This window comes from Salinivibrio sp. IB574 (genome assembly GCF_001996205.1).
Taxonomy (GTDB): domain Bacteria; phylum Pseudomonadota; class Gammaproteobacteria; order Enterobacterales; family Vibrionaceae; genus Salinivibrio; species Salinivibrio proteolyticus.
On record NZ_MUFN01000026.1, the window covers coordinates 1 to 22576 of the forward strand.

The window sequence follows — 22576 nt, forward strand, 5'->3', positions numbered from 1 at the left end:
TAGCTCGCAAGTTTGAGATTGATAAGAGCTACATTCGCCAGATTTGTATTCCTGATGTGCGTCTCTATGACGACTCTTATACGTATCATTTGGCTAGGTTACGGCAAGTATCTGGTATTGATTGTCAAAACTAGTGATACCAAGTGCGCATTATATAGATTATGTTAAATATTGTATCCGATTGATTGTATGCCTGCCACTTAACCATACGCTTCTCTACTTCATCCGTGCCATTAAACGTAATTGGCTATTTACCATAAAATAGCTAATTACTACTTCTTTTAATCTGATTATCCCAACTTGGTCTAAACCGATTCAACTCATTGTAATTAGACCTCGCAATCGCTAGCGCGAGTTACTCGGTATGTAATCCGGGCTGGTAGTCACTGAGCAGCGCATGGAGGCTTTCTGCTCTGACCGGTTTGGTGACGAAGTCGTTCATGCCCGCTTGAATGCAGCGACGGCGGTCTTCGTCCATCGCGTTAGCCGTTAGCGCGATAATTGGTTTGTCAAAGCCTGCCATCCGTAATGCCTTGGTCGCGGCAATGCCGTCCATCACTGGCATCGACATATCCATGAGCACTAAATCAAAATCATCGAGGTGTTGCTGAATATGGTGAACGGCTTCTTCACCGTTGGATGCCAGAATGACTCGATGACCTTGCTTTTCCAGCATGAGTCTCACCACCATTTGGTTGGCGCGACTGTCTTCGGCCACTAAAATCGTCATCGGAGGCACTACATCATCATGATTTTCATCTGTTTTTGGCTGTTCCGGCGGTAATGCGCCATCGGGAGGCGCAATGATGGGCAAACGAACACAGAAATCTGTTCCTTGGTTTGGCTCGCTTTGCACGCTGATGGTCCCACCCATCATTTCAACCAGCTTTTTACAGATAGACAGTCCTAACCCTGTTCCGCCGAAACGGCGCGTGATACTGCCATCTGCTTGAGTAAAGGGATCGAATATTCGCGCGAGTTGATTTTCTTCGATACCGATGCCGGTATCTTTCACCCATAACACCAACGTGTGCTGCTCGGCATCAAGAGATACGGTGACACCACCACGATCAGTAAATTTGAGTGCGTTACCGATAAGGTTCAGTAATATCTGCGTAAAGCGATTTTCATCCATAAAAATCGTCTCTGGAACCACAGATGAAACCGACATGGATAAGTAGATATGTTTTTTATCGGCACGATCGACCAATTGCTGATAGACATTTGTGACGCTGTCACTAGGGCGCATAACGGAGGGAGACAGAGAAAAGCGATTGGATTCAATTTTTGATAAATCAAGCACATCACTAATAAGCGTTAAGAGCAACTGAGCCGATTTATCCATCTGCCCTACCCATGCCATTTGATCAGCGTTAAGCGAAGAATGTTGCAGTGCGTCAATCAGCCCCAGCACCGCGTTTAACGGAGTTCGTATTTCATGACTCATCACCGCCAAAAATTGAGACTTCGCATTATTGGCCAGCTCTGCTTGTTGGCGTGCTTGTTGTAGCTCTTCGACACGACGCTTGGTGGTAGTAATATCCTTGGCTGTGCCACGATACCCCACTAATTCTCCCCGTTTATTATAAAAGGGACGGCCCGACAAACTTACCCAGTAATCATTTGTACCAGCGCGCATATGCCATTCAATATCACTGAACGCTTTCTCGTGACGGATGAGTCGTTCTAAGCGTGCTTTCAGCGCCGTATCTGATTTAATTTTATTAAGTAGCGCTTCCGGATCGATATCCGCATCGGTTGACGGCGAAGAAAGGTAAGTAAGATGAAAGCTGTTGTCTAATTCCCAAAACCAATCACTGGCTGTTTGGGCAAAATCTTGAAAACGTTGACGACTTGCATTGAGCTCTTGGGTGCGGATCCCAACCAGCGTATGCAGGCGGTGACGATAATCGATATCCATAATCGTCCGTTGGATTAATGGACGAAATCTGTCTAACACTTGCTGGGCTTCGTCGTTGAATGAATCGCGTCGATGCGACAACAACACCAACATCACTTCACTGTCGTTAACAGTCAGGCCGCTGATCAGTGCTGTTCCATTGATATATCCAGCGTACTGGTGCGTCAAACAGTGCAGTTCTTTGACCAATCCTGGCTTATAAATCGCGACTGTCTCACCGCGGACACAACGACGAAACACTTCCCCCGTTTGCCAAGTCACGGTTTCCAAAGAACTGTCTGTTGCTACGAGGCAGCGGAACGCGTCTTCAGTTTCTCGGTTTCGGCTCAAGGCCAAGGCGCTATCAAAGCTGACATAGCGACGGATCACACCTAATAGCGAGGCAAAGATATCCGTTTTCGTCGTCGCTTCTGTCATTGCTGAAATCGCAGATAAGATGGCATCGTTTTCTTCACGCAGACGCTTTTCTCTCGCCTCGACGCGACTGAGTTCGAACAATGTTTCTTGGAGCGATTCTGAGTCTGAGCGAGCAGACGCAGTGAGTCGTTGCGACGCCATGATTAATCCTTGTGAAATAGCACAGCTGAGATCATTAAATTACCGTGAGACAACTCGCCACCTTTGAACAAACCCTGCTCGCCAAAGGTAAACGGACAAACGAAAGGCGCATCGTATAACGCAATATTGATATTGTGAGCGACTTGCTCTAGCTTGTCTTTGACATGCAGCATGCATCCTGCACAATAAATCGCTAATCCCCCTAAGGGTTCAGGCTGTCGCAACGCATGATCATTGGCTGATTCCACTACTCGGCTAGCGCGCGCGACTAATCCTTCGCTGGTCCCAGACATCAAATACACCGATTGACCGACTTCGAGCTGAGAGAATAGCTCTAAATGGCCTTGCTCATTAAATGCCATTGGATGGGCCAATGTGTAATAAGGTAGACCATGAATGGTGCCAGTTTGGGTACCCAACGGATACAATGTGGATTGCGTAAACACTGGTTGTTGTGTATCGAAGGCGATACCGGTTTCCGCCTCGTACCATGCTTTGTAGACCTCTGCCGCGGGCTGGTGATCAAGACTAACCAATTGGCGCCCTCTTACATCCGTCACTGTTGCACTGCGCTGAGTAGCTGCGTAGCCGGAATGAAACGAGTAGCTGACTCTTGCGGACGGATAAAACACACTAATCGCAACCCCTGTATTTGCGGTGCGTTGGCTATCGAAGACACGCCATTGCCCTTGCACACTATCCGCGGCAGCTGAGCCACCGATCACCGGCACCGCGACTCCCAGTTCTTCTCGAATGGCGGCCAAAGTATGTTCTTCTTCACCTGGGGTGCTATGGAGTGCAATGAGTTTTGGTAACTCGCCACATCGGCCACTATTTTCAATCGCCTGATTTAAAGCAATGCGTGCGGAGTCAGCGACTTGACGGTGGGGTTCGTGCGGCACCAAGGCTGAACCGTAGCACCCTTTCTCATCACTACATGCCCAGATAGCAATAGACGGCCCTTCTATATAACCACTCTGTGTCATTACACCACAACAGGTTGAGCAGCCGACTACTTGAGCGTCAGGAAATAGCTCATTTAGTGTCTCTCGGAGCTGGTTGGCGTCATACTGCTCGGTAAAGTACACCATTAAGAGCTGCGGCGCAGTTAATCGTGCTTTAAGCGTACGAGCGAGTGCGTGTGCCGCTTGGTCGGCATCGCTCAGTCGCGTATGTGCTGTCGATATTTTCATACAACCCGTATGTTTTAATGATATCTTAATGAGTAAGGATAGTCATGATACGCACTTTAGGCGCTGAATTCATCGCTTTAGGTGGCTGAAATTGCACCTAATCTCGCGTATCCTAAATTCAACCTTATTATGGATAGACGAAAAACATGGACTGTCGACCTATCGCCCTGCTAGGCGGGGCCTGTAAACTCGGTGCCGTTTTGTCCCATCAACTTGCTGCTAAAGGCTTTACGCCCATCATTATCGATTATCGAGTATCCAATGGATTGGACATCGTCGCGGATGAGCCTCGTGCTCGCTTTCGTGAAGCGCAACCTTCGGCGAATGAGACCCTAAGAGTGTTGGAAGAATGCGGTCGTCAACTTGGCTCTCTCCATGGTGCTGTTTTACTCCTTGAGCATGGTGAGGCTTATTTGTCTGCGGTGGGTTGGCTCCCCTTGATGGCGGCCTGTATTCACGAGCCCGCCTTTGTCATGCTCCAATCACTTAATCCAAATGGCCCCGCACACAAACCCGATACAGAATGTGTGAAACGCTTTAACAGAGTCATTTTCAAGTCGGATCACACAATTAACACGAATGACGAGTCGTTACTAGAAGGTAAAAAGTGCGAAGTTTTGTCATCTCTGACTGGGTTCCTAATAAGCGAAGATTCAAAATTCATTGATAATCAGTCATTTGAAATATCACTGTAAAAAAGGATTAGAGAAGTCTTTAGATAAATACCACTCTAGTAAATATACGACACCTATCCCTTAAAAAGTGAATTTACACGCATATCAATTGGGCTTTTTTAGGTAATTAAAGTTGAATTGATACTGATCAATGACAACCACAAACGTGTCTTGACCCTCGGGCCGAGTCTCTGATGTCCACTGCCAAACTCGTTGCACGCCTTCTGGGGTTTCTTCTGACGATGCTGCGACTTTCGGCGCCTGTGCGCCATCTTCCAACCAGTAGGCAGCATGTGGATTTGTCTTTGATATTAAAGAGAATTTTAAATTACCCCCTTCTTCTTGCCATTGATAGCTAAGCAATTTCGGGGAATGTGATGTGCCACAAACTCCTTGGCGACCATCGCAGTCTATACTCGAAAGTCCCGGCGTATAGATAAGGGTGCGCCAAATGAACGCGGAGATTAAAAGTGTAAGCATCACCAATATTTGCGTGAGTCGGCCTTTGGTAAGTTTTTCTGCTGCCATAGTTAGGTTTTTCCGTGTTACAGAGGTCAAAGTTTTATAAGAAAGAGGGGTAAGCCGTACTGAGTGTGTGGGTTAGCCCCTGTTTTTCACCCATTATCTACAGTATGATTCTGGCCGAAAATGCCATTTTTACAAAGAAATAGCAACGGAGCGAGCAAAGCGGTTAAAAACCGTACGCGACGGATGATGTGCTTTGGGATGGTATGTAACAAGACGAAGCGGAGGCTTCGTCCGTATCAAACGTGAGTGTAGTTAACCAAAAAGTGGAAGCATGCAATATGAGCCAAGTTAAGCAGCTTGAACAAGACTACAACTACCGCGTTGTCCGCTTATTTACCCTAACAACTATTTTGTGGGGTATTGTGGGCATGGCAGTAGGTGTACTTATTGCCGCTCAGTTGGTGTGGCCTGCGCTGAACTTTGATATTCCGTATTTGACCTACAGCCGTTTGCGCCCACTGCATACTAACGCAGTGATCTTCGCATTCGGTACCAGTGCGCTGTTTGCAACGTCTTACTACGTTGCGCAACGTACGTGTCAAACACGGTTATTCGGAGGAAAGTTAGCAGAGTTTACCTTCTGGGGCTGGCAAGCCATTATTATCGCCGCAGCAATCTCGCTGCCTATGGGATATACCACCTCGAAAGAGTACGCAGAGCTAGAGTGGCCAATTGACCTCGCTATTGCTGTTGTATGGGTGGCATACGCCATTGTGTTCTTTGGAACACTGATTAAGCGTAAGACCTCTCATATCTATGTTGCGAACTGGTTCTTCGGTGCCTTTATCCTGACCATTGCTGTACTGCATATTGTTAACAGCATGGCGATCCCCGTTTCACCGATGAAGTCCTACTCTATCTACGCCGGCGCCGTCGACGCCATGGTGCAGTGGTGGTATGGACACAACGCGGTAGGTTTCCTACTGACGGCTGGCTTCCTAGGTATGATGTACTACTTTGTGCCTAAGCAAGCAGGTCGTCCAGTGTACTCATATCGCCTGTCTATTGTTCACTTCTGGGCACTTATCTCACTGTATATCTGGGCGGGGCCTCACCACCTCCACTATACAGCACTGCCTGACTGGACCCAGTCGTTGGGTATGGTGATGTCGCTGATCCTGTTTGCTCCATCTTGGGGGGGTATGATCAACGGTATTATGACCCTGTCTGGTGCATGGCATAAACTGCGTTATGATCCAATCTTGCGCTTCTTGATCGTTTCTTTGTCGTTCTACGGCATGTCGACGTTCGAAGGCCCAATGATGTCAATTAAAACGGTCAACGCATTGTCGCACTACACCGATTGGACCATTGGGCATGTGCATTCTGGTGCTTTGGGTTGGGTTGCGATGGTATCGATCGGTTCCATTTACCACCTCATTCCAAAACTGTTTGGCCAAGAGCGTATGTACTCCGTATCACTGGTTAACGTCCATTTCTGGCTCGCTACTATTGGTACTGTTCTGTACATCGTGGCAATGTGGATTTCTGGTGTGATGCAAGGTCTGATGTGGCGTGCAGTGAACACTGACGGCACCCTCACCTACAGTTTTGTGGAATCACTAGAGGCCTCATATCCGTTCTATTTCGTCCGCTTTATCGGCGGTGCAATCTTCCTCTCAGGGATGTTCCTGATGGCTTATAACGCGTACAAAACGATTCGTGCGCCAGAAGCTAGCTTGAAGTCGCTTGAGCCTGCGGTATAAGGAGAACGAATAAATGAGTGCCAATCGCCACGAAATCGTTGAAAAAAATACCGGTCTGCTTGCGATTTTAATTATCGTTGCAATCAGTTTTGGTGCGCTGGTCGAGATCACCCCGCTGATCTATCAAAAGCAAACCACTGAACCGGTAGATAACCTTCGTCCGTACACAGCATTAGAGATGGAAGGACGCGACATTTATGTGCGCGAAGGCTGTACTGTTTGTCATAGCCAAATGGTGCGCCCTTTCCGCGCAGAAACAGAGCGTTATGGCCATTACGCAGTGGCTGGTGAAAGTGTTTGGGAACACCCGTTCTTATGGGGTTCGAAGCGTACAGGTCCTGACCTTGCACGTGTGGGTGGCCGCTATTCTGATGAATGGCATCGTGTCCACTTGATTAACCCGCGTGACGTAGTGCCTGAATCAAACATGCCAGGTTTCCCTTGGCTTGCTGAAAACAAGCTAGATGGGAAAACCACTGCTGCTAAGTTGAAGCTGTTCCGTGACCAATTCGGTGTGCCATATACCGATGAGGACATCGCGAATGCGAAGGCATCAGTTGAAGGTAAAACAGAGATCGAAGCACTGATTGCATATCTTCAGTCACTCGGTCATGCAATGAAGTAAAAAAAGGAGGGCCTATGGATATCGGCACCTTTCATAGTATTTGGACAGTAGTCCTATTTGTTAGCTTCATTGGGATCGTTATTTGGGCTTACAGCAAAGGTCGCAAAAAGCACTTTGATGATGCGGCCAATCTGGTGTTCGCCGATGAGGACCAGGATAAGTCCAAAGACAAGACAGGAGATAATCGCGAATGAGTACGTTTTGGAGTCTCTTTGTAACAATCATCGTACTCGGCACCATTGCAGGGTGTGCAGCCCTTATCATTTGGACGACCAAAGATAAGATGGGTGTTGCCGAAGGGGATGATATGGGTCACGACTACGACGGTATTCGTGAGCTGAATAACCCACTTCCCAAGTGGTGGTCTTACATGTTTTGGGCCACGTTAGTGTTTGGGATTGGGTATCTAATCTTGTATCCAGGTTTAGGTAACTTTGCCGGCGTTCTAGGTTGGAAAAGTTCTTATCAGGATATAAGAAGTGTCGAGGAGTCGCGTGAATTGATGGCGAAAGCGCAAGAAGCGCAGCACATCAACCAGTACGCGATGGAACTAGAAGCCGCAGACAAAGTGTTCGGTGAAGCCTTCCGTAAGCTTGCTTACCAAGAAGACGGGAAAACGCTTCGCCCTATTACGCAAATTGCGGATAACGAAGAAGCCTTAAAGGTTGGTCAACGTTTGTTTATTCAAAACTGTGCGCAATGCCACGGTTCTGATGCGCGTGGCCAAGCGGGCTTCCCTAACCTGACCGACGACGCTTGGTTATACGGCGGTGAGCCTCAAACCATCAAGGCAACCTTGATGCACGGCCGCCAAGGTAATATGCCAGCGTGGTTAGACACCATGGGTGAAGACGGCGTAAAAGAAGTCGCTGCCTATGCCTTGAGTCTTTCTGGTCGTAAGGTTGACGCGCAAATGGCCGCAAAAGGTAAGACGCGCTTTGTTGTCTGTGCTGCATGTCATGGTACAGATGGTAAAGGTAACCCTGCCTTCGGCGCACCAGACCTCACCGATAACGTCTGGCTATACGGTGGCTCTCGCCGTGCAGTTGAAGACACTATCCGCTACGGTCGCCAAGGTGTGATGCCTGCGTGGAAAGATATCCTCGGTGAAGAAAAAATTCAGTTGCTCTCTGCTTATGTATGGCGTTTGAGTAACCCTGAAGTAAAATAAGCACTTACGTGTGAACATGGCCCCTGTTCCGCAGGGGCTTTTTTTTAACGCTCAAGCAAAGGTGTTCCCCATGATAAAGCCCTGGTACAAGCAGTTCTGGCCTTGGTTCCTTATCGCGCTTCCCGCTTCTGTTGTTGTCGCCAGTTTGCTCACAGTGACAGTGTTCTCATTGAACTCAGTGTCGCTTGTGGCTGAAGATTATTATAAAAAAGGGAAAGCAATTAACATCGACCTTTCTAAACTTCGTGTGGCGGCTCAAAAAGGGGTTTCCGCGAGTCTATCGACGACGCCGGACGCATTACGTATTGCGCTCAATAAAGGCGAACTTGAACGTTTCCCAACCCTTCGGGTACATGTCCAACACCGCACGCTAGAGCGGAAAGACATCAATGCGATGGTGAATCCGAACCAAGCGGGCATTTATCATATTGATCTTGCAGAGCCAATTGAGGGGCCGTGGTTTGTTGAGATCTCGTCGTTTGACGATAGTTGGAAGGTAAACGGACGGGTAAATTTCCCTCTCTCAAGTGATTGGACACTAAGCGGTAAGCAGTAATCATGACCCACTCCTGTTATCACTGTGGTGAGCCAGTTTTGACTGGCGACACCTATCAAGTTGTGATCTTTGATCAACCTCGTCTAATGTGCTGTCCCGGTTGCCAAGCAGTGGCAACCACTATTGTAGACAGTGGTTTGAGTTCTTATTATCAATATCGAACCACCCAAGCAGACAAAGCCGACCTCGTGCCGGAAGAGCTCAAATCACTGTCGCTATATGACAATGAAGATGTTCAACGTGAATTTGTTCGCGACCTCGCGGAACAAAAAGAAGTGACACTGTCACTAGACGGTGTGTCATGTGCGGCTTGTGCATGGTTGATTGAAAAGCAATTGCAGCGCGCCAAAGGCGTAACGCATATCCAAGTCAATACAACCACGAACCGTGCGACTGTGCGTTGGGATCAAACCCAAACATCACTCAGCACTATTCTTACACACATTCACCAACTCGGTTACAAAGCTGCGCCGTTTGAAGCGGATAAGCAAGAGCAGCAATACCACCGCAATATGAAGCAATATCTCTATCGTCTAGGGATTGCAGGCCTCGCTACCATGCAAGTGATGATGCTTGCCGTGGCAATGTACTTTGAAGTCTTTGGCGATATGGATGAAACCTTCCGAAACTATTTCCGTTGGATAAGCCTTATCTTTGCGACTCCCGTGCTGCTTTACTCCGCGCTTCCGTTTTACACCAATGCGTGGCGAAACTTAAAAGCACGTACACTGGGTATGGATGTGCCCGTTTCTATCGCCCTGCTCTTTGCCTATTTTTCAAGTTTGTACGCGACCGTTACCGGTAAAGGGGAAGTCTTCTTCGAATCGGTCGCGATGTTTACCTTCTTCTTACTGCTGGGGCGTTTTCTGGAAATGCGGGCAAGACGCACAGCGGCGGCCGCGAGTGCAAATTTGCTCAAGCTGGTACCGAAAATGGCACGTTATCTTGATGGTGAAGCAGTGCCTGCTAATAGCCTCTCGGTCGGAGAAAAAATACGCGTGTTGCCAGGTGAGCCTTTCCCTGCCGATGGTGTGGTACTAACCGGCACAACCTCAGTTGATGAAGCAATGCTCACCGGCGAGTCACTGCCGCAAATGAAACAAGAGGGAGACGTTGTTTACGCGGGGACCATGAATGTTGAAGGTAACGTCGACCTTGAAGTGACAGCCAATCATAAAGAGTCATTAGTTGCTAACATTGTTCGCCTACAAGATGAAGCACAAATGGCGAAGCCAAAAGTCGCTGTCCTCGCGGACAAAATTGCCCGCTATTTTGTCGCCGCTATTTTACTTATCTCCGCCTCAACGTGGTTATATTGGCATTTTGAGCGACCTGACGATGCATTTTGGATCATGCTGTCAGTGTTGGTGGCGACCTGCCCATGTGCGCTGTCTTTAGCAACACCGACCGCATTAACCTGCTCAACCTCAACCTTTGGTCAGCTCGGTATTATGTTACGCCGCAGTCATGTGCTGGAGACGTTAACGAAAGTCAATCGGTTGGTTGTCGACAAGACGGGTACCCTGACAGAAGGTAAGATTGAGATCAGTGATGTCGCGATCCTCAACCCTGAATATGATGAACAAAACGTACTGGTCATTGCCGCCAGCTTAGAAGCGTTTGCCAACCACCCGATTGCCTACGCTTTTCAGTTGAGAGCCTTAGCGTATTATGACGTCGTTGACGCAGATAATCACATTGGGCTGGGTATCAGCGGCACAATTAACGGACAACATTGGCGGATCGGCAAGCCGGATTTTGCGCTGACCACCACAGAGACAGCGTTTAGCCATTACCCAGTCGTGCTCTCCTGTGATGGTAAGCCCATTGCCGCCTTCTCGCTCAATGACCCAATTCGTGATAGCAGTGCATCCTTAATTGCTGCGTTCAAACACGCAGGCATTCAAACCACCATGCTCACAGGCGATCAATCTACCAATGCCGACATGGTCGCAAACCAGCTTGGCATTGAAACTGTGATATCAGGCGTATCGCCACAAGGAAAACTGGCGTATCTTCAGGAGCTTTCAAGCGATACGATTACATTAATGGTCGGTGATGGTGTCAATGATGCCCCTGTACTTGCAGGTGCCCACCTATCGGTGGCGATGGGTGGCGGTACCGACATCGCTAAAGCCTCCGCCGATATGGTGTTACTGAGCGATGATCTAGAAAAACTGCTTACGGCGAGACAACTCGCGCGTCGCACACGCCGTATCATTGCCGAAAACCTCGCATGGGCTTTAGGGTACAATGTCACCATTCTTCCCCTTGCAGTAATGGGGTTTGTCGCGCCTTATGTTGCCGTGGTAGGCATGTCAGCAAGTTCCATTATTGTGGTATCGAATTCACTCCGTCTGCTCAACCGAAAATAAGGAAATCTTATGGCCAGCCTTTATATTCTGATCCCAATTGCCATCATGCTGGTCTGTGTGGCTGCTGTGGTGTTTATTTGGGCGGTGAAGTCCGATCAATTTGAAGATTTAGAACGCCAAGGCTCATCAATCCTATTTGATGAGGAAGAGCCAGAGAAAAATGCGCAGCGTAACGAAAACGAAACCGACAACCAGCACTCATCTAAACATCCCTAAACGAGCCTTGTATGACTAACGTTGATTTTATTGGCGCCTTCGTCATTGGTTTGGTCGGTGCCGGGCATTGCATTGGGATGTGTGGTGGTGTGGCGGCAGCAATGTCACTCGGTATCCCCAAGCATAAAGCGAAATGGCCCTACCTACTTTTGTATAACCTTGGACGCATAACCTCCTACACCATTGCAGGTGCACTGATTGGCGGTGCAGTTGCCTCTATTCTTGCCATGAGTGATCTCACCCATCAGCTGGCTGTACTACGCCTTTTTGCTGCTGTGATGATGCTGTTGCTTGCGGCTTATCTGGCACATATCTGGAATGGCTTAAGTTATATCGAGCGGGTTGGTGGCAAATTGTGGCAGAGCGTCTCTCCACTTTCCTCTAAGTTATTACCGCTCAAATCACCAACCTATGCACTTCCATTTGGCTTACTCTGGGGCTGGTTACCCTGTGGACTCGTATACTCTGCACTCAGTTGGTCAGCAGTTGCAGGTAGCGCATCAGGAGGTGCCCTGATTATGTTTGGCTTTGGTCTCGGTACTCTACCCGCGATGATCACCGTGGGTGCACTTGCGGAGCGGATCAAACCCATACTCAATAATCGCCTAATACGTTTGACATGTGCCACATTGATGGCATTGTATGGGGTTTACACAGCGTATGGGGCATTAAAGTTACTTTTGTAGATAGACCTTAAGGATAAGGTCGACCAAGCACGCCATGATGGTGTAATATTACTAACGACGTTTTTTATTTCAGGCAGGTGTATGGTGTCTAATAAGATCATCACTCGGCGGGTACAGTCTGGTGGCTGTGCAATTCATTGTCAGGATTGCAGTATCAGCCAATTATGTATCCCTTTTACGTTAAATGAGCAAGAGTTGGATCAACTGGATAGCATCATTGAGCGAAAAAAACCTATTCAGAAAGGCCAAGAGTTGTTCAAAGCGGGTGATCATCTTCGAGCACTTTACGCAATTCGGTCAGGAACCATCAAAAGCTACACCATCACCGAACAAGGTGATGAACAAATTACCGCGTTCCATTTAGCGGGCGACTTGGTTGGCTTTGACGCCATCAACGAGAGAGAGCACCCAAGTTTTGCGCAGGCGCTTGAAACCTCGATGATCTGTGAAATTCCTTACGAAACGCTAGACGATTTGTCAGGCTCGATGCCAAAGTTAAGACAACAAATCATGCGGTTGATGAGTAATGAGATCAAAGGAGACCAAGACATGATCTTGCTCCTATCGAAGAAAACCGCAGAAGAGCGTCTTGCCGCCTTCCTTTACAGCCTTTCCAAACGATTTGCTCAGCGTGGATTTTCGCCTCGTGAGTTCCGGTTGACGATGACCCGTGGTGATATTGGTAACTATCTCGGCCTTACTGTTGAGACAATTAGCCGGTTGCTAGGTCGCTTCCAAAAATCAGAAATTCTTGCCGTGAAAGGGAAATACATCACGATTCTCAATCTGGAAGAATTGGCGCGTTTAGCGGGTGAAGAGTGCTAAACTACCCTCTCAACATGTAAACAAATTCCTAATAAATGGCGCATTATGCGCCATTTCTCTTTTTTACTCCCCTATCTCGATTTTATATCGCTCTCTTAGATGTTGTGCGTTACATTGAAACTACACGGTGCATCTGTGCTAAGGAGGCAGATATGTCTAGGTATACAAATCTTCTGGTTGTGATCGACCCCGCCCAAGACCAACAACCCGCACTGTCTCGCGCAGTCACATTAAGTGAGCGCTGCGATGCGGATGTAAAACTGACCCTATTTCTTGCTATTTATGATTTCTCTTATGAAATGACCTCGATGCTCTCATCCGATGAGCGTCAAGCAATGCGAAATGGCGTGATGCACCAACGTGAAGAATGGATGAATGACATCATTCAGTCACACAACGCGCAACATTGTGATATTGAAAAAGAGGTGGTGTGGCATAACCGTCCCTATGAAGCCATTGTTGAGCGAGTACTGAGCCATCAGCATGACTTAGTGGTTAAGGCCACGCACAAGCATGACACCTTAGGCTCCGTGATTTTCACCCCAACTGACTGGCATCTATTACGAAAATGCCCAAGCTCTGTGTTGTTGGTGAAAGAACATGGATGGCCAGACAAAGGCAAAATCATTGCGTCCGTGCATGTTGCCTCTGAGAGCGAAACACACTCCACATTGAATGATAAACTCGTGGATGAAGGCGAAGTGATGAGCGCCATGCTTGGTGCCGAGCTTCATTTAGCCAATGCCTACCCGGCAACWCCGGTGAACATTACCATCGAGCTACCAGAGTTTGACCCCACCTCATATACCGATGCAGTTAGAGGACATCACCTCACTGCCATGAAAGCGCTCCGCCAGCGTCACCACATTGAAGAGGCGCGTACACATGTGCATGAGGGGTTGCCTGAAGATGTTATTCCCGAGATCGCGCGTGAATTAGATGCAGAGCTGGTGATTCTTGGCACGACAGGACGAACCGGCCTCTCAGCCGTCTTCATTGGTAATACAGCAGAACATATGATTGACCAACTGGATTGTGACTTGCTCGCCATCAAACCGGATGGTTACATCAGTCCACTTGATCCTCGCGCGAACGACTAACCCTTCAACCCTAGCAGGCAGTGCGATTCACTGCCTGCTGCTGGCATTTATAGTCAAAATCCGTATCATACCCGCCATTCATGCATTCACTGCAGCGCAACGTGGTTGAGCTGCCCATCACGCGAAAGTACTTATGAGCACTCAAGAGCTGACCAAAGCACAAAAATACGGGTTTAATAAACTGCAAAAGCGCATTCGCCGTAATACCGGCCAAGCCATTGCTGACTTCAATATGATTGAAGATGGCGATCGTATCATGGTGTGCTTATCTGGCGGAAAAGACAGTTACACGCTGCTAGATATGCTACAAAGCTTGCAAAAAAGCGCTCCCATTTCGTTTGAGCTTATCGCGGTCAACTTAGACCAAAAACAGCCCGGCTTTCCCGAGCATATCTTGCCAGAGTATCTTGAGAGTCTCGGCGTCGAGTATAAGATTGTTGAAGAAGACACCTACTCGATTGTGAAAGATAAAGTGCCGGAAGGTAAAACCACGTGCTCACTCTGCTCACGCTTACGTCGCGGTATTTTGTATCGTACGGCTAAAGAGTTGGGAGCCACTAAAATTGCCTTGGGCCACCATCGCGACGACATCCTTGAAACCTTATTCTTGAACATGTTTTATGGCGGCAAAATGAAAGGCATGCCACCCAAGCTTGTCTCAGATAACGGGGAACATGTGGTGATCCGTCCTCTGGCCTATTGTCGCGAAAAAGACATTGAACGTTACTCGGAGCAAAAAGCGTTTCCGATTATTCCATGCAACCTATGTGGCTCGCAGCCTAACCTGCAACGCCAAGTGATCAAGGATATGCTGCGTGATTGGGACAAGCGTTTTCCTGGACGTATTGAGACCATGTTCCGCGCGATGCAAAATGTGGTGCCTTCGCACATGGCTGACTTCAACTTGTTTGATTTCAAATCAGTGGCAGCAGGTATGGCCTATGAAGGTGATGGAGACACTGCCTTCGATAAAGAAACCTTTACCAACCCGACACCCGATAATGATGATGTGGTTGAGGTAGACCCGGCATTAACGTTAGATGTGATGAACGTGAGCCAATAGCTAACCCGTTCTTTACCGTAAAAAAAGCGCTCTTAGAGCGCTTTTTTTGTATCAAGAGGAAGGGTCTTTTGGTAGCCAAGGTGATATTTTAATTGGCGTGGCTGGAAGCGTTAAGCGTGACTCCGGTTGCAACGCACTGGCATCAATGGTCACTTTACGGTTCTCAATCACGTACGATTGGCCGGTTGTTGATACCACATTACCGCTAACATCTGGTCCAAAATGCACCACGACACCCTGCGTTTTCGGCATAAACCACGACGCGAACATACCGCCGAGATTCTTCATCATCGCATCCATTTGCGGCAACCAGCCTTGAATTTGCTCCCCCGTCAATTGCTGATCAACCGGCGTATTCACTAGAACCTGAAAAGAGATGTCGCAGGTCATGCCCGCTGGAGTTTCCACAAATACATCTGGGTTCACTTTGCGTAACTGGTTATCTAGTGGCAGTGGCAATGCTTGCGATGGCGGGATATCAAAGGCTTCGTAATGTTCCTTTTTGCGCATCCACGCTCGAGATATGGGGCACACCTCTCCGGTATCAGGCGAAACCATAAAATACGCGACACCAATATCTGGGTGCCCTTCTTCAACATTATGCTTGAGCTGAGTGAACAATTTGCTGTAGCTAAATCTCATGGTATCGGCATGGGCAGGCAAGCTCATACAAGCTGCCAGTACCAATGCACTGGTTAATTTTTTCATGGACACTCCGTGTACGGGCTAAACGCCAATCAGGCATCAAAAGTATCGTTGCCTGACGAATGGGATGTTTCAGGGGTGGCATTGTTATCGTTATTTTGTGACACCGTCACTTCGACGCCGACACCAAACATTTCTCGGTAAATCACACCCTTAACATTGAACAGAAAGGGTAATGCCCAAACCAATGCAAAGCCAGCGGTAACAAAAGAAATGAGAAATAGCACGCCGACCACCGCATAAATAGTGGCAAGGGCGAGCACTTTCTTGTTGACGGCACGGAAAGACACCGCCAGCGCCTTTAACGGCGTCAAACGCTTTTCACAAATCAGTAGCGGTGCCATCGAAAAGGCCATCGCGACATATAAGCTCAATAATGGGAAAATCATACTGGCGACGCTTTGTAACGTCGCAGACAAACAAATCACCACGGTGACAGGCAGTGCAAACGCCAACCCCTTAACTAGATGGCGAGGTTTGGACCTAAACCCAATGGCATGCGCCAACCCCATCAAGCTTGCACCTGCATACAAGGGGGCAATCAGCACCTCAGAGGTAAAGTTAGATAACCACACGGATGACACCATATCTGTGGTCATTTCGCGCTGCCCGACTAACCCCTCGAATAAATGAGAGGGATCGCCCAGAAGTAACGTCAACATCAACACTAGAATACCAACTTGAACGGCAAATAAGCATAAAGCCGCGGGCAGAAAGGACCAGAAGTGTTTAAATGTCAGCGAGAACGCTTCTTTAATAATCTCAAATGGCTCGAGGCGATATCGACCGTTGAGTGCGGTCTCTATCGACCCACCAATATGTAGCGCATTGTTGAAATCTTGTTGACTCATAATCGTTATTTGTCATGACTGTTGTTGACAGTATATCTGACTGTTACCAATAGCCAAAAACCAATCTCACCAGAAAACAAGGAATCCGTGCTATTTTTACCCAACGTTAACATCAAGGATGTTTCATGATTTACCGATGATAGCGGCTGATTTGAGCACGGCGAAATTGTGTAAAAAATTGCTTTAACTTAGTAGGATGCACGTCTATCATGCGCCGTCTATTTTATGGGTAAATCCGCGAACAACAATTTGCCAGGTAGGGAGAGAACGAACCATTGAACCACGCGCATGTATCTCACAAACCGGTTGTTGAGCTTAAGTCTCTGACCAAAAGCTTTGACGGCAAAGAAATCATTTCCCGTTTCAATCTCACCGTTAATGATGGTGAATTTCTGACTATCCTCGGCCCTTCTGGCTGCGGGAAAACAACCGTATTACGTCTTATCGCTGGCCTTGAAGATGCGGACAGCGGCCATGTCATTATCGATGGAAAGGATGTCACTGATATCCCCGCCGAACAGCGCCACGTAAATACGGTATTCCAAAGCTACGCTCTTTTCCCGCACATGAGCGTATTCGAAAACGTTGCGTTCGGACTGCGGATGCAAGGTGTGGATCGTACGACGATCGAGCCTCGGGTGATGGAAGCGCTGCGTATGGTGCAGCTTGACCATTATGCGTCGCGTAAGCCACATCAACTATCAGGTGGCCAGCAACAACGTGTTGCGATTGCTCGTGCTGTTGTCAATAAACCGAAAGTGTTGTTGTTAGATGAGTCTTTATCCGCGCTAGATTATAAGCTGCGCAAGCGCATGCAAATGGAGCTCAAACAGCTACAACGTAAACTGGGGATCACCTTTATCTTTGTCACACATGACCAAGAAGAAGCACTGTCGATGTCCGATCGGATATTAGTGATGCGTGATGGTGAAATCGAGCAAGACGGTAGCCCTCGTGAGATTTACGAAGAGCCGAAGAACCTGTTTGTGGCGCGCTTTATTGGTGAAATCAATGTGTTCGATGCTACCGTGATTAAACGGATGGATGAGCAACGCATTTGGGCGCGTATTGAGTCACGTGAATGTGAGGTCTACTGCAAACTGGATGTAGGTGCCGGCGATCAAGTCAAAGTCTTGCTGCGCCCAGAGGACATTCGCATTGAAGAAATTAGTGATGATGCTAACCCCAATGGCCTAATTGGCTACGTGCGTGAGCGTAACTATAAAGGCATGACGTTAGACTCTGTGCTCGAGATGCCATCAGGGCAAACCGTGATGGTCAGCGAATTCTTTAATGAAGATGACCCGGATGTTGACCACTCACTCGACCAAAAAGTGGCAATCACTTGGGTTGAAAGCTGGGAGGTGGTATTGGCCGATGAAAAAGCTTAACCTGCAAACCGCCATCATTGGCTTGGTTGTCGGTTGGTTATTGGTTTTTGTCTTTATGCCCAACCTGATGATCATCATCACCAGTTTCTTAACCCGTGACGATGCCAACTTGATTGAGATGACCTTCACACTCAGTAACTATGCCAAGTTACTGGATCCTCTCTACGCCAAGGTGGTATGGCATTCGTTCTATATGGCAGCCATCGCAACTCTGATTTGCTTGTTAATCGGTTACCCGTTCGCGTTTATCATCGCCAGAATGCCAAAACGCATGCGTCCGTTAATGCTCTTTTTAGTCATTGTGCCCTTCTGGACGAATTCACTGATCCGTACCTATGGCCTTAAGATTTTTCTCGGCACACGCGGCTTATTGAACGAAAGCCTGATGTGGCTCGGCGTGATTGAGCGCCCCATTCGCATTATGTATACCGAATACGCGGTCATGATTGGTCTTGTCTATATCTTGCTACCGTTTATGATTTTGCCCTTGTATTCCAGCATTGAAAAGCTAGACAACGCGTACCTTGAAGCGGCGCGCGATCTTGGGGCGAATACGGTTCAACGTTTTATTCGCGTGATCCTTCCCTTAACCACTCCGGGGATTATTGCCGGCAGTTTGTTGGTATTACTGCCCGCCTTGGGCATGTTCTATGTCTCTGATTTATTGGGTGGAGCGAAGAATCTACTGATTGGTAATGTGATTAAGAGCCAAATCCTCAATGTACGAGATTGGCCATTTGGTTCCGCAGCCAGTATTTCTCTGACCGTTCTCATGGGTCTGATGTTGTTCGCCTATTGGCGGGTTGGCAAATGGATGAACCGTAAGGAGACACTTGCATGAGCCGCATCTTACGCAGTGGATTCTTATCCTTAGTTTATGCCTTTTTGTATATTCCAATCATTATATTGATTGTGAATTCCTTTAATGCCAGCAAGTTTGGCATGAACTGGAAAGGCTTTACTTGGAAATGGTATGAGCAGCTTATCAACAATGACAGCTTGGTTCAGGCGGCAGGAAACTCGCTCACCATCGCGATTTTCTCTGCCTCTGCGGCGGCAATTATCGGTAGCCTCACGGCAGTCGCGTTGTTCCGCTATCGCTTTCGTGGCAAGCAATTCGTTAATGGTATGCTGTTCGTGGTGATGATGTCGCCTGATATCGTGATGGCCATTTCATTGTTGGCATTATTTGTCTTAATGGGCACACAATTGGGCTTTCTTACTTTGCTGCTCTCGCACATCACCTTTTGTTTGCCGTTCGTGGTGGTCACCGTGTACAGCCGCTTAAATGGCTTTGATGTCAAAATGCTTGAGGCAGCTCGCGATTTAGGCGCCAGTGAGTGGATCATTCTGACCAAAATCATTCTGCCCCTTGCAGCGCCTGCGGTGGGCGCGGGCTGGTTACTGAGTTTCACACTCTCCTTGGATGATGTGATTGTTAGCTCTTTCGTGACGGGCCCAAGTTATGAAATTTTACCTTTGAAAATCTACTCAATGGTTAAAGTTGGCGTCTCACCCGAAGTTAATGCCTTAGCGACCATCATGCTAATGGTATCGCTCGTCTTAGTTATGTGCTCACAATGGCTGGCTAAAGATCGACTAAAATAAACCTTTCCTCGGGCTGCTGCCCCGCTGGCAGCCCGCTTCCTGTTGTCTGTAATGTCTAGGAGTTTTCACCATGACCAAATGGTCTTCACTCTCTGCGTTGGCGCTGCTGGGTGCGTCACTGGTCCCATCAACGGCATCGGCTGAAGATGATGTTCTCTACTTTTACAATTGGTCCGAATACATTCCAGCATCCGTGCTAGAAGAATTTACCGAAGAAACCGGTATTGAAGTCATGTATTCCACCTATGAGTCCAATGAGACCATGTATGCGAAATTAAAGACGCATCCTGAAGGCTATGATTTGGTTGTTCCCTCAACCTATTACGTCTCCAAAATGCGTCAGGAAGGCATGCTACAGAAAGTGGATAAAACCAAGCTAAGCCACTTTGACGGCCTTGACCCTGATAACCTGAACAAACCCTTTGATCCTGATAACCAATACTCTATCCCTTATATCTGGGGAGCAACGGGCATTGGGGTCAACACTGATTTTATGGATAGCAGCGCTGTCTCTCACTGGGCCGATCTGTGGGATCCTAAATGGCAGGGTCAATTGCTGATGATGGATGACGCGCGCGAGCTCTTCCACATCGCACTGCGTAAGCTGGGCTATTCAGCGAATACCACCAATCCGGATGAGATTAAAGCCGCCTACGAGGCGCTGCGTGAGCTAATGCCAAATGTATTGGTGTTTAACTCCGATTTCCCTGCCAACCCCTACCTTGCCGGCGAAGTCACCTTGGGGATGCTTTGGAATGGATCTGCGTATATGGCCCGTCAAGAAGGCGCTCCCATTGAGATTGTCTGGCCAGAAGAAGGCGCTATCTTTTGGATGGATAGCCTTGCCATTCCCGCCAACGCTAAACATGTAGACGCTGCGCACAAGATGATCGACTTCTTGCTGCGTCCAGAAAACGCCGCGAAGCTCGCACTCGAAATTGGCTACCCAACACCCGTTAAAGCGGCTTATCCGCTGTTACCGGCTTCCTTTAAAAATGATCCTAATATTTACCCACCGAAAGCGGTGATGCAGGCCGGTGAATGGCAAAACGCGGTCGGTGATGCCAACCGCTTGTACGAAGATTATTTCCAGCGCTTAAAGGCGGGGATGTAATAACGAGACATTGGGGCCTGAGGGCCCCTTTTTACTGTTCAAGGGCGAGGATTTCATCCACCAGCGCCGGTACGAGCGTGCTGGCTTTGCCGTAACGGCGTTCACTGAACTCACTTTCAACCGCACTGGGCTCCAAGTTGATTTCAATGGTGTGAGCCCCATGCATCGCCGCTTCATGTACAAATCCCGCCGCGGGATAGACTGCACCAGACGTCCCAATAGAGACGAATAAATCAGCTTGGGTGAGTGCATCATGGATTTGTCCCATCCCCAGTGGCATCTCGCCAAACCAAACCACATGAGGACGAAGGGGCGCTGGCATTTGACAGCAATGACAGTGATCAGCATCAGTAATATCCCCTACCCAATCAATGGTCTGTTGCGAGTGGCTGCAGCGTGCTTTGAGGAGCTCGCCATGCATATGAATGATGTGCTGTGTGCCGGCACGTTCATGAAGATCATCAATATTCTGCGTGACCACCAGCACAGTGGCATCACTTTCTTTTTCTAAACGGGCTAGCGCGTCGTGTGCCGCATTGGGCAATACACCGGATTGAAGCTGGCGACGGCGGTCATTATAAAACTGCTGAACCAATCGCGGATTACGCGCAAAGCCTTCTGGCGTCGCGACATCTTCAATATGGTGCTCTTCCCACAGGCCATCTTGGTCACGGAAGGTACGAATACCCGACTCTGCAGAAATGCCCGCGCCGGTAAGCACAACAATGTGTCGGTAGGGAAATGTCATAGCCCATCCTTGAATTTTTTATCTAACACCTTCATTTATAACACCCAAAATGAAACCTTTGAAGCATGGTGGCTTTAGACCTTGGTCGCGAAATGGTTTCCTTAGGAAAAAATGCTCGACCGCGATCACGAACCGCTAATGCAACGACTGGCTAGACCAATCAATCCGTCCGCTTGGGTTACAATACTCACTTGTTTATCGCTTTTGTTAACAATTATGCAACTTGAACGTTATTATAGTGAGCAGGACGGAAAACTGCTTTTTACTCGCCAGCAAGCCAGTGACTTTGCCAAACGTGTTGCCGGTGACTTTAACCCTATCCACGATACTGAGGCATCACGCTTTTGTGTACCCGGCGATCTTCTGCTCTCTATTTTGCTTGCAAAGATTGGGATCAGTGAGCATATTCAGATTCATTTTAATGGCATGATCAGTGCGAACACGCCATTACAGATTGTCGAAACCGATCATGAAGTCACTGTGGTCGATGAAAACCAAAAGCTCTATCTTACCCTGACCCGCCGCGGTGCTGTACGACACGACCCTGCGCTTGCTAACGAAATTGCTCAGCACTATGTACAGTTTTCAGGTAAAAACTTTCCCCATATCATGGTGCCATTGATGCGTGAGCAGCAGATGATGATCAATACCGATCGTCCACTGGTGATGTATGAGAGCATGAGTCTGTCGTTTGATGATTTACAAATTAGCTCGGCAGAAGTTGCCCTTTCTAGCTCAACCATGAGTGTTAACGGTAAACGTGGCAAGGTCGATCTCGCGTTTGATTTTATGGTTGGGGACAGGCGTGTCGGTCATGGTTGCAAGACAATGGTTGCCAGCGGGTTGCGCCCTTATTGTGAAGACGCGATTCAAGATTTGGTTGAGCGTTTCAATGCCCGTAAGCAGGCATACTGTATGGCTTAGCTTTTTTTGCATTTTATCCGCACCCACGTTTCGCCCTG

At 48.1% G+C, this 22576-nt stretch carries 23 protein-coding genes; 17 read left to right on the forward strand and 6 right to left on the reverse strand.

Annotated features, from left to right (window positions below):
* Positions 1 to 355 precede the first annotated feature (355 nt).
* The gene (locus BZJ17_RS12875; protein WP_077640988.1) at positions 356 to 2479 is read right to left on the reverse strand and encodes an ATP-binding protein; all 2124 of its coding nucleotides are present in this window, start codon (positions 2477 to 2479) and stop codon (positions 356 to 358) included.
* A 2-nt stretch (positions 2480 to 2481) separates the two neighbouring features.
* Positions 2482 to 3672: an FIST N-terminal domain-containing protein gene (locus tag BZJ17_RS12880; RefSeq protein ID WP_077640989.1), complete on the reverse strand. Its 1191-nt coding sequence runs from the start codon at positions 3670 to 3672 to the stop codon at positions 2482 to 2484.
* Between the two features lie 146 nt (positions 3673 to 3818).
* Between BZJ17_RS12880 and BZJ17_RS12885 the strand changes: the two genes are divergently transcribed.
* Complete coding sequence (locus BZJ17_RS12885) at positions 3819 to 4367, forward strand: hypothetical protein (RefSeq protein WP_077640990.1); 549 nt, start codon at positions 3819 to 3821, stop codon at positions 4365 to 4367.
* A gap of 84 nt (positions 4368 to 4451) precedes the next feature.
* On the opposite strand, the gene BZJ17_RS12890 is transcribed toward BZJ17_RS12885, so the two are convergent.
* Positions 4452 to 4874, reverse strand: coding sequence for a hypothetical protein (locus tag BZJ17_RS12890; RefSeq protein ID WP_077640991.1), 423 nt, complete (start codon positions 4872 to 4874; stop codon positions 4452 to 4454).
* A 278-nt stretch (positions 4875 to 5152) separates the two neighbouring features.
* Between BZJ17_RS12890 and ccoN the strand changes: the two genes are divergently transcribed.
* The 11 genes from ccoN to ttcA all read left to right on the forward strand — a co-directional run bounded on the left by ccoN (position 5153) and on the right by ttcA (position 15197).
* Positions 5153 to 6580, forward strand: coding sequence for a cytochrome-c oxidase, cbb3-type subunit I (gene ccoN, locus BZJ17_RS12895; RefSeq protein WP_077456158.1), 1428 nt, complete (start codon positions 5153 to 5155; stop codon positions 6578 to 6580).
* A 13-nt stretch (positions 6581 to 6593) separates the two neighbouring features.
* On the forward strand, positions 6594 to 7205 hold the full coding sequence (gene ccoO / locus BZJ17_RS12900) for a cytochrome-c oxidase, cbb3-type subunit II (RefSeq protein WP_069587701.1): 612 nt from the start codon (positions 6594 to 6596) through the stop codon (positions 7203 to 7205).
* 14 nt (positions 7206 to 7219) lie between these two features.
* Positions 7220 to 7399, forward strand: coding sequence for a cbb3-type cytochrome c oxidase subunit 3 (locus BZJ17_RS12905; protein WP_077456156.1), 180 nt, complete (start codon positions 7220 to 7222; stop codon positions 7397 to 7399).
* A complete protein-coding gene (gene ccoP, locus BZJ17_RS12910; protein WP_077456155.1) occupies positions 7396 to 8376 on the forward strand; it encodes a cytochrome-c oxidase, cbb3-type subunit III in 981 nt (326 codons plus the stop codon). Before BZJ17_RS12905 ends, ccoP begins: the two co-directional genes overlap by 4 nt.
* A 70-nt stretch (positions 8377 to 8446) precedes the next feature.
* Positions 8447 to 8932: a FixH family protein gene (locus BZJ17_RS12915; protein ID WP_077640992.1), complete on the forward strand. Its 486-nt coding sequence runs from the start codon at positions 8447 to 8449 to the stop codon at positions 8930 to 8932.
* A 2-nt stretch (positions 8933 to 8934) separates the two neighbouring features.
* Positions 8935 to 11307: a heavy metal translocating P-type ATPase gene (locus BZJ17_RS12920; protein WP_077640993.1), complete on the forward strand. Its 2373-nt coding sequence runs from the start codon at positions 8935 to 8937 to the stop codon at positions 11305 to 11307.
* Positions 11308 to 11316: 9 nt separating this feature from the next.
* Positions 11317 to 11523: a cbb3-type cytochrome oxidase assembly protein CcoS gene (gene ccoS, locus BZJ17_RS12925; protein ID WP_077640994.1), complete on the forward strand. Its 207-nt coding sequence runs from the start codon at positions 11317 to 11319 to the stop codon at positions 11521 to 11523.
* Between the two features lie 11 nt (positions 11524 to 11534).
* On the forward strand, positions 11535 to 12209 hold the full coding sequence (locus tag BZJ17_RS12930; RefSeq protein ID WP_077640995.1) for a sulfite exporter TauE/SafE family protein: 675 nt from the start codon (positions 11535 to 11537) through the stop codon (positions 12207 to 12209).
* A gap of 81 nt (positions 12210 to 12290) precedes the next feature.
* Positions 12291 to 13034 (forward strand): FNR family transcription factor, encoded by a 744-nt coding sequence (locus BZJ17_RS12935; protein ID WP_077640996.1) that lies wholly within the window; start codon positions 12291 to 12293, stop codon positions 13032 to 13034.
* Between the two features lie 152 nt (positions 13035 to 13186).
* Positions 13187 to 14134, forward strand: a complete 948-nt coding sequence (gene uspE / locus BZJ17_RS12940) for a universal stress protein UspE (protein ID WP_077640997.1) — start codon at positions 13187 to 13189, stop codon at positions 14132 to 14134.
* A gap of 133 nt (positions 14135 to 14267) precedes the next feature.
* Positions 14268 to 15197: a tRNA 2-thiocytidine(32) synthetase TtcA gene (gene ttcA, locus BZJ17_RS12945; RefSeq protein WP_077640998.1), complete on the forward strand. Its 930-nt coding sequence runs from the start codon at positions 14268 to 14270 to the stop codon at positions 15195 to 15197.
* 51 nt (positions 15198 to 15248) lie between these two features.
* Here the strand turns inward: ttcA and BZJ17_RS12950 are convergent, their stop codons facing one another.
* Together BZJ17_RS12950 and BZJ17_RS12955 are read right to left on the reverse strand one after the other, a co-directional pair.
* Positions 15249 to 15905, reverse strand: coding sequence for a DUF2987 domain-containing protein (locus tag BZJ17_RS12950; protein ID WP_077640999.1), 657 nt, complete (start codon positions 15903 to 15905; stop codon positions 15249 to 15251).
* Positions 15906 to 15934: 29 nt separating this feature from the next.
* The gene (locus BZJ17_RS12955) at positions 15935 to 16753 is read right to left on the reverse strand and encodes a hypothetical protein (protein ID WP_069587681.1); all 819 of its coding nucleotides are present in this window, start codon (positions 16751 to 16753) and stop codon (positions 15935 to 15937) included.
* Positions 16754 to 17028: 275 nt separating this feature from the next.
* Between BZJ17_RS12955 and potA the strand changes: the two genes are divergently transcribed.
* The 4 genes from potA to BZJ17_RS12975 all read left to right on the forward strand — a co-directional run bounded on the left by potA (position 17029) and on the right by BZJ17_RS12975 (position 20866).
* Entirely contained in the window at positions 17029 to 18144 is a 1116-nt protein-coding gene (potA, locus tag BZJ17_RS12960; RefSeq protein WP_077641000.1) for a spermidine/putrescine ABC transporter ATP-binding protein PotA, read from the forward strand.
* The gene (potB, locus tag BZJ17_RS12965; protein WP_077456146.1) at positions 18131 to 18985 is read left to right on the forward strand and encodes a spermidine/putrescine ABC transporter permease PotB; all 855 of its coding nucleotides are present in this window, start codon (positions 18131 to 18133) and stop codon (positions 18983 to 18985) included. The genes potA and potB overlap by 14 nt, the downstream gene beginning before the upstream one ends.
* Positions 18982 to 19752, forward strand: a complete 771-nt coding sequence (gene potC, locus BZJ17_RS12970) for a spermidine/putrescine ABC transporter permease PotC (protein WP_077641001.1) — start codon at positions 18982 to 18984, stop codon at positions 19750 to 19752. The genes potB and potC overlap by 4 nt, the downstream gene beginning before the upstream one ends.
* Positions 19753 to 19822: 70 nt before the next feature.
* Positions 19823 to 20866: an extracellular solute-binding protein gene (locus BZJ17_RS12975; protein WP_077641002.1), complete on the forward strand. Its 1044-nt coding sequence runs from the start codon at positions 19823 to 19825 to the stop codon at positions 20864 to 20866.
* Between the two features lie 31 nt (positions 20867 to 20897).
* Here the strand turns inward: BZJ17_RS12975 and cobB are convergent, their stop codons facing one another.
* On the reverse strand, positions 20898 to 21614 hold the full coding sequence (gene cobB / locus BZJ17_RS12980) for a Sir2 family NAD+-dependent deacetylase (protein ID WP_069587672.1): 717 nt from the start codon (positions 21612 to 21614) through the stop codon (positions 20898 to 20900).
* Positions 21615 to 21830: 216 nt separating this feature from the next.
* Here cobB and BZJ17_RS12985 point away from each other — a divergent pair, with 216 nt between their 5' ends.
* A complete protein-coding gene (locus tag BZJ17_RS12985) occupies positions 21831 to 22538 on the forward strand; it encodes a DUF3581 family protein (RefSeq protein ID WP_077641003.1) in 708 nt (235 codons plus the stop codon).
* Positions 22539 to 22576 lie beyond the last annotated feature (38 nt).